The sequence below is a fragment of the Enterococcus sp. 12F9_DIV0723 genome, assembly GCF_002174375.1.
In the GTDB taxonomy this organism is placed as follows: Bacteria; Bacillota; Bacilli; order Lactobacillales; family Enterococcaceae; genus Enterococcus_A; species Enterococcus_A gilvus.
This window is the reverse complement of the sequence record NZ_NIBK01000001.1, coordinates 924,271-937,969: the sequence shown is the minus strand read 5'-3', so window position 1 is coordinate 937,969 and position 13,699 is coordinate 924,271. Positions and strand designations below refer to the sequence as shown.

The 13,699-nt window shown below is 42.2% G+C and carries 12 protein-coding genes; 3 read left to right on the top strand and 9 right to left on the bottom strand.

Features of this window, described 5'->3' with window-relative positions; translation table 11 throughout:
* Positions 1-22: 22 nt before the first annotated feature.
* The 6 genes from A5868_RS04610 to A5868_RS04585 form a co-directional block, all read right to left on the bottom strand.
* Entirely contained in the window at positions 23-1,288 is a 1,266-nt protein-coding gene (locus A5868_RS04610; protein ID WP_010781435.1) for a PTS sugar transporter subunit IIC, read from the bottom strand.
* 19 nt (positions 1,289-1,307) lie between these two features.
* Positions 1,308-2,450, bottom strand: a complete 1,143-nt coding sequence (locus A5868_RS04605; protein WP_086305587.1) for a GNAT family N-acetyltransferase — start codon at positions 2,448-2,450, stop codon at positions 1,308-1,310.
* Between the two features lie 11 nt (positions 2,451-2,461).
* Positions 2,462-2,791, bottom strand: a complete 330-nt coding sequence (locus A5868_RS04600; RefSeq protein WP_240318392.1) for a PTS lactose/cellobiose transporter subunit IIA — start codon at positions 2,789-2,791, stop codon at positions 2,462-2,464.
* A 25-nt stretch (positions 2,792-2,816) separates the two neighbouring features.
* A complete protein-coding gene (locus tag A5868_RS04595) occupies positions 2,817-3,134 on the bottom strand; it encodes a PTS sugar transporter subunit IIB (RefSeq protein ID WP_010781438.1) in 318 nt (105 codons plus the stop codon).
* A 121-nt stretch (positions 3,135-3,255) separates the two neighbouring features.
* On the bottom strand, positions 3,256-5,934 hold the full coding sequence (locus tag A5868_RS04590; RefSeq protein ID WP_086305586.1) for a sigma 54-interacting transcriptional regulator: 2,679 nt from the start codon (positions 5,932-5,934) through the stop codon (positions 3,256-3,258).
* 95 nt (positions 5,935-6,029) lie between these two features.
* On the bottom strand, positions 6,030-6,524 hold the full coding sequence (locus A5868_RS04585; RefSeq protein ID WP_086305585.1) for a TetR/AcrR family transcriptional regulator: 495 nt from the start codon (positions 6,522-6,524) through the stop codon (positions 6,030-6,032).
* 145 nt (positions 6,525-6,669) lie between these two features.
* Between A5868_RS04585 and A5868_RS04580 the strand changes: the two genes are divergently transcribed.
* Positions 6,670-7,590, top strand: coding sequence for a ketopantoate reductase family protein (locus A5868_RS04580; protein ID WP_086305584.1), 921 nt, complete (start codon positions 6,670-6,672; stop codon positions 7,588-7,590).
* A 66-nt stretch (positions 7,591-7,656) separates the two neighbouring features.
* Here the strand turns inward: A5868_RS04580 and A5868_RS04575 are convergent, their stop codons facing one another.
* On the bottom strand, positions 7,657-9,732 hold the full coding sequence (locus A5868_RS04575; protein ID WP_086305583.1) for a DNA topoisomerase III: 2,076 nt from the start codon (positions 9,730-9,732) through the stop codon (positions 7,657-7,659).
* Positions 9,671-10,042 carry a DUF1033 family protein gene (locus tag A5868_RS04570; RefSeq protein WP_010781443.1) on the bottom strand — a complete coding sequence of 124 codons (372 nt, stop codon included), beginning with the start codon at positions 10,040-10,042 and terminating at the stop codon, positions 9,671-9,673. The genes A5868_RS04575 and A5868_RS04570 overlap by 62 nt, the downstream gene beginning before the upstream one ends.
* 243 nt (positions 10,043-10,285) lie before the next feature.
* On the opposite strand from A5868_RS04570, the gene A5868_RS04565 reads away from it, so the two are divergent.
* Together A5868_RS04565 and A5868_RS04560 are read left to right on the top strand one after the other, a co-directional pair.
* Positions 10,286-11,533 carry a multidrug efflux MFS transporter gene (locus tag A5868_RS04565; RefSeq protein ID WP_086305582.1) on the top strand — a complete coding sequence of 416 codons (1,248 nt, stop codon included), beginning with the start codon at positions 10,286-10,288 and terminating at the stop codon, positions 11,531-11,533.
* Between the two features lie 60 nt (positions 11,534-11,593).
* Positions 11,594-11,842, top strand: coding sequence for a hypothetical protein (locus tag A5868_RS04560; protein WP_240318389.1), 249 nt, complete (start codon positions 11,594-11,596; stop codon positions 11,840-11,842).
* A 40-nt stretch (positions 11,843-11,882) separates the two neighbouring features.
* On the opposite strand, the gene A5868_RS04555 is transcribed toward A5868_RS04560, so the two are convergent.
* Positions 11,883-13,628 carry a carbon starvation CstA family protein gene (locus A5868_RS04555; protein WP_086305581.1) on the bottom strand — a complete coding sequence of 582 codons (1,746 nt, stop codon included), beginning with the start codon at positions 13,626-13,628 and terminating at the stop codon, positions 11,883-11,885.
* Between the last annotated feature and the right edge of the window lie 71 nt (positions 13,629-13,699).

The following is a 13,699-nucleotide window of genomic DNA, read 5'->3' as shown; positions in this document are numbered from 1 at the left end:
GCACCCCCTTTTTTGTTATCAATTAAGCTTCTGCTTCTTTAACTTTTTTCAATTCTTGTCTTGTTGCTAAGGATACGAATGGTACATACATTGCGATTGAGATTACTAAGTTCACTGCTGCCAAGATGGCGCCGGAGAAGCTTTGAGTAGCTAAGAACCCACCAATGATTGGAGGAGTTACCCATGGCGGCATTACTGTTGCTGGCGGCACTAACCCGAATTTCGTCGCAAAGTAAGCTGTTGTTACACAGACCATTGGTGTCAAAATGAACGGGATAAACATAATTGGATTCAACACTAACGGCAGACCGAACATCAAAGGTTCATTGATGTTGAAGATACCAGGAGCTGCTGCCAAGTTGTTTACGACCATAAATGGTTTGTTTTTACGTCCAACTAGGTAGATAGCAATGATCAAACCGATCGTTACACCTGTACCACCCATGTTCACAAATGAATCGATAAATGGTTTGTTCACGATATACGGAGCTGCTTTACCTGCTGCCAATGCATTTGCATTTGCTTCAATCGCTGGCGCATTGATTGCTTGCATGAAGGGATCGATCATGTTGGCACCGTGTAACCCGAAGAACCATAAGAATGGTGTGATGAAAGCAATGAGTAACGCTGAGCCGTATGAATTTGCTAAGCTCATGAATGGTTCTTGAACAGCTGCGTAGAAAGCAGCAAACATATCTTCTACACCGAAACCTGCAATAATCGCAGCAATTAAACCAAAGATCGAGATAACGATCATCGCTGGGAATAATGACGCGAATGAACGTGCAACTGCTGGCGGCACGCCATCAGGCATTTTAATAACTAATTTTGGACTACCCACTAAACGAGTGAATAATTCTGCAACGACCATACCCACGATCAAGGCAACAAACAAACCTGAAGAGTTCATTCCGCTCGTTGCTGCTCCTAAAGTGAAGAATGATGCCACTGAAACAACACCTGTTGCAATTGGATCTTTTCCATAGTGGCGAGCTAAATTGTAAGCTACTAAGAACGCGATGAATACAGAAAGAACACCAAATGTTCCGTTCCAAACAGCGCCCCCGAAGCCTTTCCATGATTCGCCGCCGAAGATGCCGTTCATGAAGTTACCAAAGGCTGGAATCGACAGTGACAAGTTGTTGATCATTACTGCTAACGCTCCTAGGATCATTAGCGGCATTGTTACCATAAATGAATCCCGAATCGCGACTAAGTGACGCTGATTACCGATTTTTGAAGCAACCGGGATAAAGTGTTTTTCCATAAAATTGACAAATTTATCCATTTTTTATAGTCCCCCTAATTTAAAAATAATCATAAAAACTTTGTTTTCCTTTTGGAAAAATATCTAACGCAACGTCTTTTGACGCAGTGACTTTCCCGAAGAAAAGTCCTTCAGCTAAAGATAATTCGCCTAGTAATAATTCGCTCCACCCGTGGATAGAGGCTTTGACATCGCCTGCTTTTTGTACTTTTTGACACGTCCCCTGACTGATCAGCCAGCTACCAACATTCCAAGGACATTCCTTATCTTCAGTTACTTCTAAAATAATTTCTTGTTGCTTTATCGGAAGTTTCGGTAATAATTGCGTGATGTCAATAATTCGACTCATCATATACGGTTCCAAAGTAATCGTGAAATAGTCTTGCTCAAGAAAACATTTTTCTATGCATTCATGAACAGGAGCATGATAAAGAAATTCTTCAAATGATGAGACATGGGATTTCAAGTACGTTAATAATTTTCGCATCGCGAGTTCGTCCTCGTAAGCGAGCTCATCGACTACTAATGTGTTTCCTTGCATTCGATAAATAATGTAACCCTTCGCCTCACCAGCATCATCGAAAGCTACCGCATAAAAACGGTGTGGATAATAGTCGTTTAGACGTTCCCACCACCACTCTTCTCGGATCACTGTTCCGACTTGCTGCTGTGTTAGCAAGCGTTGGTAAATAGATTGGATCTCAGGCTTCAATTGCTGCCAAGACCCGCGTTTGATAGTCCCCCTTCTTTCACTTTTTAAATAAGTAAAAGCTAGTGCCGGGATGCGGTATGTTTTTCTTCGGCTTGTAGGTTCGTACCCGAATTTACGATAAAAATCTTCAGAAAAAGGAGCAAGCTGAGAAACCGCCACGCCTTGATCATACAGATCAGACAAAAGTTCGGACATGATGCTGCTGATGCCGCCCTTGCCTCGGTATTCCGGATAACTCGCTACGTACCCAACACCAGCCATTTTTACTTTTTGTTGAAAGAACTGCATCTCGAAATGATTGGCCATCACTAAGTTCGTCAATTCATTGTCTTGATACACTCCATAACAATCCGCGTGTTCGTAACGTGATAAAAAGAGCGGATAATCAATGATCGGATCTTGCTTTCGAAAAGCATATTCAACCAAAGCTGTGATCGCTTTCAACGTTTCATGATCGCGAGCTAATTTCACGTAATCACTTCCTATTCGTTCCCTATACGTTTGTAAAGGTCCACGACTTCTTTAGCCATATCATTGAAGGTAATACTAGTCATCAAATGATCTTGACTGTGCACTGCTAAAAGCGTCACGGTCATTGGATTACCGCTGGCTTCTTCTGTTAACAACCCTGTTTGAGAATGATGGGCTTCAACTAATGCTTGGTCGGCTGCTTCAAGTTTTTCCTGCGCCAAATCAAAGTTGCCTTCTTTAGCGGCTTGAATCGCTTCCATTGCATCGCTTTTCGCATTTCCGGCATTGATGATCAACCCCATTACTGCTTCTAATTGTTCTTGACTCATCGTATCGCTCATCTGCTTATCTCTCTCCTCCGGACAATTATTTCATTAATTTTAATGCGGTATTTAAAACGGCTTCACCATTCATCATGCCATAATCTTTCATATCGATGACATCAACTGGGATTCCTTTATCCGCAAGTTTTGTTTCAAATTGGCTCTTCATGAAACGAACTTGTGGGCCTAATAGTAAAACATCTACTGGTTTGCTTGCATCTTCTAATTTAGAATCCGCTTCCGAAGCTGAGACCGCAAAGATATCAGATTCCAATCCTTCTGCTTCTGCTGCTTTTTCCATTTTTGTTACTAATAAACTGGTACTCATTCCTGCTGCACAAACTAACATAATTCTTTTCATAAATGACACTCCTCAATTTTTATTATTGTACACTTTATATAAAGCAACTCCCGTGCCAACTTTTACAGTGCACAGAAGCCGTCATGATAAGGGTTTCATCTTACACACAAAAAAACTAGGGTTACACACTGTGCAATCCTAGTTCGATTCGATTGTCTTCAAGAGTCTTAACGATGTAAGCGATGTCGTCTTCAGTAAAGCGAACCCCAAACTGTTTTTCGAGTATTGAGAGATTTGCCGCTGTTTGGTTGAAGCGCACACGATGCTGTTGATGAAAGTATTTTACATTCTCGAACGTTGGGCGGTTCTCGCCTTTTTTGATTTTATCCACTAAAAAGGCAATATGGACACTCAATGCCTGCAATGCTGTATTCTCAATAATCAATTCCTGGTCTTTACGGATCAATTGCAACACATCGTCAATCAATAAAAACAATGTTTTGACATCCAATTCAGGAGAAAAGTTCTTCGTTAAGGAGTCCACCATCTCCGGCAAAGTGATGGTACTTCCCAACAGGTCCTGAAATTCTAAGATCTTTTCTCGTTTAAATAGATTCATTGCTGGAATAAATGGAATCTTTTGATAATGAATCTCCATCGTTCCTACGATCGCCACGATATCTTTGTGAGTGATTAGCTGGTCAATGCGGTGCTTGAAGCTTTCTCGCTCCAAGGATTGCATCTGAATAACTTCAAACTCCTCCAGATTGACGATCTGGGAGACCACTTCATTCAATCGTTTAGAGACGCCTTCGCCAGTGAAGCAAGCAACGATGATGACTTTCTTTTCATCCTTTTGAGTGGGCTCCTCCAGACGGACCATCGTTTGGAACATGGCAATCACACTGGTGTAAATCTCTTCCAAAGAGCGTCCCAATGTAGCTAAGCGCAAGCTCTCCAATACCAACATCGTACTTGCCATAGAGATCACTCGCGTACGAATCCCCATTTCATGAAAGATCAGATTTCCAAAATTATTAGGCGAACCCATATCTGTCAGAAGAATGATCCCTTCAGAGAACTCTTCTCGTTTTCCTGAGATATAATTTTTGATTTGACCATACATTTTCTCAGTATTTAATGTCAACGGCATGTTAAAGGCGATGCCGCTGGTCGTGCCCAACAGCTCCTGGACCGTTTCTAGCATACTTGATGCGGTTGATTTTCCGTGCATCACTACCAGCACTGCGACTTGCCGTTCATCCACCTGTTGCGCTTCTTGATTGTCCATCGTCAAAAACATGGTGATAAAGCCGATCTCATCTAAGGGAATCATAATGGCATAAGCTTCTTCGATCCGATTCGACAATTCGATGGCTAATTGGAACTCTTTTGAATAATTCCGACGAATATCGTTTAAATTGGGGTGAGAGATGAATTGATTGCCACGAATTCGTTCAATCGTCGAATTGATATGCAATGCAAACGCGAACCGCACTTTCTCATCGTACTCACGGTTCATTTGACTTGAAGCAAAGTCATAAAGTTCATTCACCAGCTTCCACAGATCGTCAGAAATAATTTCGCGATAGGCGTTCGTGTGTGACAGCTCTTCAACATAGGTCTCAAAATACTGATCGACATCATCAGAAATCAATTCTTCCAAATCAATCTCAGATAAATTTTCACGACCTAGCTTTTCCAACTTATAGGTAATAGAATGATAGACTTCCATATCTTTATTTGGGTCTTGCCCCCAAACGACTTCCTCCGTCCCCGGTTTCAAAGTCAGATAAAGATTTCGTTTATCCATAAAAGGAGTGAGCTTGTCTTGTACTTCATTCATTCGCAAGAGGCCTTTTTGGACTACTAAAGGCAAGTCTTCTTCTACGACCATGAGTTTGTCTAACTCACTATTGGTTTGATGATGCAAAAAGGCCTTTGCACAGACTAATTTTAAGTCTCGTTTTAATTGTCCGATGTTTCCTTCTGCATTATATAGAAGAAAGGCTAACAAGCTCCGCTTATCGATCGCGATTTCCTGCATCAATCGATTGGCTTCCTGCTGAAGAAATTCTTTAATGATGGCTAGTCGCTCGTCTAACGAACGTTCGGCCAAAGAAGGCAATTCGATCTGCATGGGGATTCGACGATTAAACGTAGACAAAAATGTCGAACTTGTTTCTGTCGTTGCCCCAATGATCTGCACGGAAGCTTTCTTTTCTTGACCATCACCCAGAGAACGGAACGTGCCCTTATCAATAAAGGTGAAAAGCATCTCCTGTCCTTCCGGCGGCAAGCGATGAATTTCATCCAAGAATAAAATGCCTCCATCCGCTTGCTCCATCAGCCCTTTTCGTGTTTCCTCTGCACCGGTAAAAGCACCACGCTTCACTCCAAAAATATGTCCGTAAAGCAACTGGGGATTTTGTGCATAGTCCGCACAGTTAAACGTGATAAACGGGGCAGTCTCATTTAATACATTGGCAGAAACAGCAAAGCGATACATGCATTCCGCAAACATCGTTTTCCCTGTTCCCGTCTCACCAAATATGATCGTATGCAGTCCGCGGGGAGGATATAAAATCGCGGCTTTTGATTTTTGAATTTGACTCTTCAAAGAATCTTCGCGACCAATCAAATTATCAAAATTAATATGTTTTTCCGTGGACACCGTAGTAATTTGAAACTTTACCGGTCGTCCGTCGATTTTTTTTACTGTGCCGTCCTTCGTCAATTCATTCAAGTAGCGGCTGACATTGGTCCGATCCACGCCTAATTGATCCGCCAACTCTTGGGCTGTCAGTTCGTTAGGATTTGCTCTCAATGCGTCTAATACTTCATCTTTTCTTGATTTCAAAAAAATCCCTCCCGAAAGTGGTATAAACCATTTACATTGTAACCCTTTTCTTTTCTTATTTCTACTCCTTCAAGTTCAAAAAAATTTACACTCCATTAACGAAATGAATGGGTGATTTTTTCTAATTCCTGGGACACCTCTACTTCTGAAACATCATTCGTCAAGTAATACTCCAGCAAGCCAACCAACCCGTGAGCGAAGAAAACACTGGTCATCGGCGATTGGTCCGTCATTTGCTCCATCAAATAATTAATTTGAAAGCTCGCAAAAAAACCTTGCTTATCCGCACGAAACAACCGTTGCAGATGGTCACGATTTGCCGTTACATATTCGAACGTTTTTTCTAGTTTTCTCTGATTGCTTGTTTCTTCGTTCCGATCACAATACTCGAATAATTTTTGCATCTCGTAAGCAATACTTTTTTCCAGCAGGTCATCTTTATCAATAAAATGAAGATAAAACGTTCCTCGATTAATATCCGCCGTCTGACATATCAGGCTCACAGATAGGTCCTCATAACTTTTTTTCTTTAAAAGATGATAGAAAACGGATGTAATTACTTTTTGAGTCTTTCGCTTTCGTCGGTCCATCATTGCACTCCAATCAATTAATACTTTTTGTTCAATTATCAACATAAAAGACTTTTTGTTGATTGAAACTTCTGAATAGTCCACTTATTATAATGTACACAAGTTGATTAATCAACGCCTGTTGATTTTGGAAGGATTGAAAAAGATGAAAATACTAGTATACGGTGCAGGCATCCAAGGAAGCTATCTTGCCCATTCACTCCTAAAAGGGAACAATCAAGTGACACTCCTGGCACGAGGTCAGAGAAAAAAAGAGCTGCAGACAAATGGTTTGGTGTTGACCCATTCCCTTCAGCGCAAGCAAACAAAAGATACCCTTCGAGTGATTGAAACGCTTCAACCGAAGGATCAGTATGATTTGATTTTTGTGACGATGAAATACAGTGATTTCCCGACAGTCATTGACTCTTTGGCAGAGAACTGCAGCCAAACGATCCTCTTTGTGGGCAACCAGATCGACGCGGCTGGTTTAGAAAAAGATTTGCAACAAAAAAGTGTGCAGCCTAAAGACGTTTACTTTGGTTTTCAATTAACTGGGGGTATTGCTACTGACACTGGGGTCTCCGTTCTGCGTTTTGGAAAAGGGCAAATGAAAATCGGTTCGCTGCATACACACTTTAAACTCACACAAACCTTAGATACTGTGTTTGAAGGTACAAATTATGGTTGGAGTCATGAACAAAAAATGGATGACTGGCTAAAAAGTCACGCAACGATGGTCATGATCCAAAATTCGTTTGAATATTTTTATGATTTTTCCGCTGTGACCATTCGCAAGTCCGGCGAACTCTCGACGCTTTCCTATGCATTAAAAGAAGGCATTGATTTGTTAGAAGCAAGCGGTAGTGAGATCTTGCCTAACGGACAACAATTTCTATTCCAGCACCCAGCTCTTGCAAAGCTTTTTTACACACTCTATTATCGTTCACCAATCAGTCGAATGGTTCAAGGAAATTTCAAAGAGGTTTATGAATTGATCCGGACGTTTGAACACTATCAAACAAAAGAGAATAAAGAGCTTGATACCCTGCTTCAAACTGCTAAAGAAAAGTACGAAAAAAGCTGAGGAATTTATCCTCAGCTTTCTAACTAACAAAGCCGCCAAGACGATTTCAATCTTGGCGGCTTGTCGTTAATCTTGGTCTTTCATGGCTGCCTTTAGCGCAGCAGCTAATGGACTTTCTTGCGGTTCTTCTTGATCATTGAGTTTCTTTAATAAGCGGCGTTCTTCGTGCTTAGTCATTTTCTTTGATCGTTCTTTTTTGTCTAACATCTTCTCTGTCGTTCCGTCATATTTACAGCGGAAGTAAGCGCCGTTTTTCCCGTCGATGATCTCCATCTTGCGGTGACATTGCGGACAACGGTGATTCGAGACTTTTGGATCTTTCCGACGGCGGTACGTACACTCTGGATTCGTACAAATATAGATTTTACCATCTCGCGTATTTTTTTCTCGTAACGGTGACCCGCACTCCGGACATTTTTTTGCTGTAATAGAGAAATCCTGATACTTCTTGTCGCTATGTTTAACTTCACTGACTAATTTCTTCGTATCGGCTTCGATTTCTTGCAAAAATTGTTTGCTGCTGTATTTACCGTTAGCGATCTGCTCTAATTGCTTCTCCCATTTTTCTGTCAGCTCTGGGGTCACTAATGAAGGATTCACCAGCTCCAATAACTGCTTTCCTTTTGGTGATACCAATAGTCCGCTAGTCGTCCGTTCCATTAATTCCGATTTGATTAATTTCTCGATGATTTCAGCGCGTGTAGCGGGAGTTCCCAGACTGTGTTTTTCCATCTGGCCTAGAAGAGTTCCTTCATTCAATGGCTTCGGCGGTGTCGTCAGAGCCTTTTCAATTGTAAAGTTCGGAACGATTTTCATTCCTTCAGACCATTGAATTGCCTTTTTCGCCTCTTCTTCGGGCTTCCATCCAGCAACCAATACCTTGTTTTGACGGAAAGTGAACGTCTCCTGCTGGAATGTCACGGTTACTTTTTGTTGGCTCTCCTTGTGCGCTTCTGCAAATAAACCTAAGAATCGTGTGACGATCATATTATAGATTCGCTGCTCATCGGTGGACAATTTTTCGAAGCGGGCACGCTGTTCAGTCGGGATCAGCGCATGATGATCTGTCACCTTGCTGTCTTGGAACACACGCTTTTGTTTTACTTGCGCACCGTTTTTGATATATGTTTTTACTTCTGGCGCAAAATCACTGACTGCTTGCAGGCGTTCTTTCATCGTTGCCTTCATATCATTTGTCAGATACTTACTGTCTGTTCGCGGATAAGTCACGACTTTATGAGTCTCGTATAGGCTTTGGACGAGAGACAAGGTTTTCTTCGCAGAAAATTGATACCGGGCATTGGCTTCTCGTTGGATCTCTGTTAGATCATACGGCAAAGGAGCCGGTTCCGTCTTTTCCTTTTCCGTTATCTCTGTCACTGTTCCTTTTTGCTGTGACAAATCCTTAACCAGCTTTTCAGCCGTTTCACGTTCAGTGATTCCATAAGGGTTCTTTTGGTTCAATTTGGCTTTTTGCCCTTCAACCACCAAAGAAACCACAAAATAATTTTGCGGACGGAATTTCTCGATTTTCTTCTCTTGTTGCCGAACCATCGCAAGGGTCGGTGTTTGTACACGCCCGGCCGATAGACTGTCTTCGTATTTTACTGTCAATGCGCGTGTGACATTTAAGCCAACGAGCCAGTCCGCTTTTGCCCGTGCCAATGCTGAATAATACAGATTGTCATAATCTTTTGCAGGCTTTAGCTGCTTAAAGCCGTCTTTGATCGCCTTGGTCGTCTGCGAAGAAATCCAAAGACGTTTGACAGGTTTTTCAAAACGTACATATTCCAAAATCCATCGCGCGACAAGTTCCCCTTCACGTCCGGCATCAGTAGCAATCACCGCTTCTGTAATATCTTTTCGTTTTGCCAACTGTTGGATCGTTTTTAACTGTCCACGGGTTTTAGGTAACGGCTTGATGCCGATCGTTTTAGGAATCATCGGCAATGTCTCCATCTGCCAACTTTGCCATTCCTTATTCAAATCCTCCGGCATTTTTAAACCCAATAAATGACCAAGGGCCCAAGTCACGACAACATTGGGTCCTTCAAAATAATTCTTATTCTTTTGATTGGCGTTAAGCACCTTGCTCAAGTCTCTTGCAACACTTGGCTTTTCCGCTATAATTAGCTGTTTCATAAAATTCCTTTCTGCTATCAACCGTTAATGGCTGTTCATCTTTCAATAAGGCAAGACCCCAATACTGTTGTAAATAGTCATCACATTCCTCACACCAGCGTTCGTCCTGTTCTTTCCAAAATGCGCTTAAAAAGTTATGTTTCGCACTGCTATATGTATTGGTATTTTGGAGCTCGCTCCAACGATGTTCGTAATAAGCTACAGCCGCGTCAAAATCCTCAAAAGTCGCGGTTTCTTGAATATCTTCTTGCCATTCTTCAAAGAACCACCAAGGTTCATTATCTCCATACATTGTAATTACTTGATACATCCCGCTACCCTTCTTTCCACCCTAATCATAAGTATCATGAAATAAAAATTCAAGAAAAATGTTTCCGGCTGAAACAAGTTCAAGAAAAATCAAGATAACCACAAAAATTTGCAGAAAAATATTGATTTTTTCTTAATTATATCCTACCACAAAGCGAGAGGTTTTTATATGCACCTTAAGAGAGTTATAATGAAAATCGATTTTTGAAAACTTCATAGGTAATGAAAGAAGGCAGTTAACACGTTGAGTAAACTCAAAAATACATTGTTTCAACCACGCCCTACTTGGCAAAAGAACTTGATTGTTTTATGGTTTGGTACCTTTATGGCTGGCATTGGGTTCAGTCTCGTGATGCCTTTTATGTCTTTATACATAGATTCACTAGGCCACTATACCAATCAGCAATTGAACTTTTGGAGTGGGATCACCTTTTCTTCGACTTTTTTGATCACCGCGATCGTCTCTCCTTTATGGGGAAGATTGGCTGACCAAAAGGGCCGAAAAATAATGTTGCTGCGGGCCTCTCTAGGAATGGCGATCGTTATCAGCTTGATGGGAACAGTAGGAAATGTTTATCAGTTGATCGGTCTGCGCTTGCTGCAGGGTGTTTTCTCCGGCTACATCAGTAATTCTACCGCTTTGGTGGCAACAGGCACCCCTCGTGAAAAAAGCGGACAGGTCCTTGGGACATTAGCCACAGGAGCTGTAACGGGTAATTTGCTCGGACCTTTGGTAGGGGGCGTCACCGCGTCCATCTTTGGGTATCGTTTGACCTTCTTCATCACAGGCGGGATTCTATTTTTAGTCTTTCTTTTGAGTCTGATGTTTGTTCATGAAGAATTTACACCGATCGAGAAAAAAGATATGCTTCCGGCAAAAGAGATTTTTCATAGCTTGAAATACCCACATGTCGTCATCGGAATGTTCGTTACGACACTGATCATTCAAGCCTCGAATAATTCAATCAGCCCCATTATCAGTCTATACATTCGCCAGTTGATGCATAATCACGGCAATGTCACTTTAGTCAGTGGTATCATCGCCTCCATTCCAGGTATCGCCACCTTGATTGCGGCGCCGCGCTTTGGACGGCTGGGGGATAAAATTGGGAGTGAAAAAATTCTAGGAATCGGATTGATCTTTGCCATGCTGGTCTTTCTGCCTATGTCCATCGTAACAAATGTTTGGCAACTCGCTTTTTTACGTTTCCTTGTGGGTATTTCTGATGCTTGTCTGCTCCCTGCTGTACAAGCGCTGATCACAAAGTATTCCCCTCAAGAAGCTGCGGGAAGAATCTTCAGCTACAATCAATCCTTCCAAGCGGCTGGAAACGTTGTTGGGCCTATGATCGGGTCTAGTGTTTCCTCACTCTTCGGCTATCGCGGAGTCTTTATTTCAACCTCCGCATTGGTTCTGATGAATTACTTGTTAGTTCACCGCAATACGAAAGAAATCGCTGAAAATCATCACCAAGCACAAGGTTCTCATTGACCGCCGAGACAGATTAATGGCAACTTTTTCGTTAGTTTTTTATACTAATAAGTGATTCTAATGAAAGAAGTGAAAACGATGCTTGATGGACAATTAAAGTTTTTAGACTTTTTCCTCAACAATACGATTGAAGGAAAAGAAGAGGAAGCAAAAGAGATTCTAGTGAAAAGCTTCGCGGATAAAGAAACTGAGGCGCTAAGCCTGCAAGAATTCAAGAAGCTGCAAGAAAAACTATTCCCCTTGATCAAACCTGAAAAACTTAATGAAGTGAAAGTTGCCATGGCACATTTTGCCCAGAGCCTTTCATAGAAAAAAGACTTCGTCGAATGGACGAAGTCTTTTTTTATTCTTATTCTGCGACTGCTTTTTCTGTACTTTTACTTTCTACATTAAATAAAGAGCGCAGGCATTTCGTTGCGACCATCAAGCCCAATCCTAATAACAGAAAGGCAAAGACTAACTGTAATCCGTCTGACAAGAAGACAAATTGTCCTGCAGCCGGAACTGCTGGGATCGTCACTAAGTAGTCTGTCGCACGGATCAATTTCGTTACCAGCCCATAAACTGACATGCCCAGTGCCGTAAAGGTAACGGCAAGCATGATCCCCATAGGAATGTAAAACATCACGCCTGATTTTTTAGAGGTCTTCATATAAACGGCTACCGCGATCATGACCATCGCAGCCAATAATTGATTCGCTGAACCAAATAGCGGCCATACACTGTTATAGCCTCCAAGCGCTAAGACAAACCCTACACCTAAAGTCACAACCGTTGCGACATATTTATTTGTTAATAATTTAGCTAGCCCTTTTTGCTCGGCACCCTCTTCATAAAAGAATTCCTGCAACGACATTCGGCCAATACGTGCAACGGAATCCAGCGAAGTCAATGCCAATGCAGAAACACACATCGTCATGAAGGCTTGCGCAACATTCAACGGCAAACCAAATTTCGTTAAGAAGCCAGCGACTGAACCAGAGAAGATCTGGAAAGGTGTTCCAGCCGGTAATTGACCATTCTTAGCAACAGCCCCTGCTACTACCAAAGCCACTACCGCCAAAACACATTCGCACATCATCGCGCCATAGCTGATAGGACGCATGTGTTTCTCGTTCGTTACCTGCTTCGAGGAGGTTCCCGAAGAGACCAAACTATGGAATCCAGAAACAGCCCCACAGGCAACGGTGATAAATAAAATCGGGAAAAGGTATTTCACATTTCCTGTTGCATCCTGTACCGCAAATCCATTGAAGGCATTCAGCTCAACCATCGGCGCTTCCACCAAAAGTCCCAACACTGCCGCAATGATCATCCCTAACAGCATATACGTGCTAAGAAAATCACGAGGAGCCATTAGCAACCAGATCGGCATAACCGATGCTAAGAACAAATAAGCAAATACGATCAGCAGCCACGTTTGTTTGTCTGCGAAAATCGGAAAGAGAATACCAATAGCCAACGTCACTAACAAGACCACGATTCCAAAAGCATGCATAGCGATGCCCTTTAAGTGCACTTTCTTCATAAAGAATCCGACTAGCACTGCGGAAACGATAAACAGCATCGAGATTGAGGCCGCAGAAGCATTTGCTGTGTTGACTGCTGCGGGAACGTCCGGTGTCATTCCATTGAAGGTCGTGGCAACAATGTCACCAAAAGCTGCAATGACTAACAGGGCAAACAACCAGCAGAACAATAGGAAAAGCTTCTTCCCAACTTTTCCAATATATTTTTCAATGATCAGTCCAATTGACTTGCCTTCATTTTTAACGGAGGCGTAAAGGGCGCCAAAATCATGTACTGCTCCAAAAAAGATTCCGCCAAACAAGATCCATAAGAAAGCTGGCAACCAACCAAACATCGCGGCAATGATCGGGCCTGTCACCGGTCCGGCACCAGTGATCGATGAAAATTGATGACTAAATACCACAAAAGCTGGCTCAGGTACGTAGTCGTCTCCATCCTCCAGAGCGACCGCAGGCGTTACCGCCTTCGGATCAATGCCCCATTTTTTCTCCAACCAGCGGGAATACCCAAAATACGCGGCGATAAAACAAATAATAGCTACTACTAACAAAACAACACCATTCATAAACTCACCCAACTCTCTTCGTTTTATAATAAATATTTAATTAGTATCTTCCCATAATTCCATGAGCATGT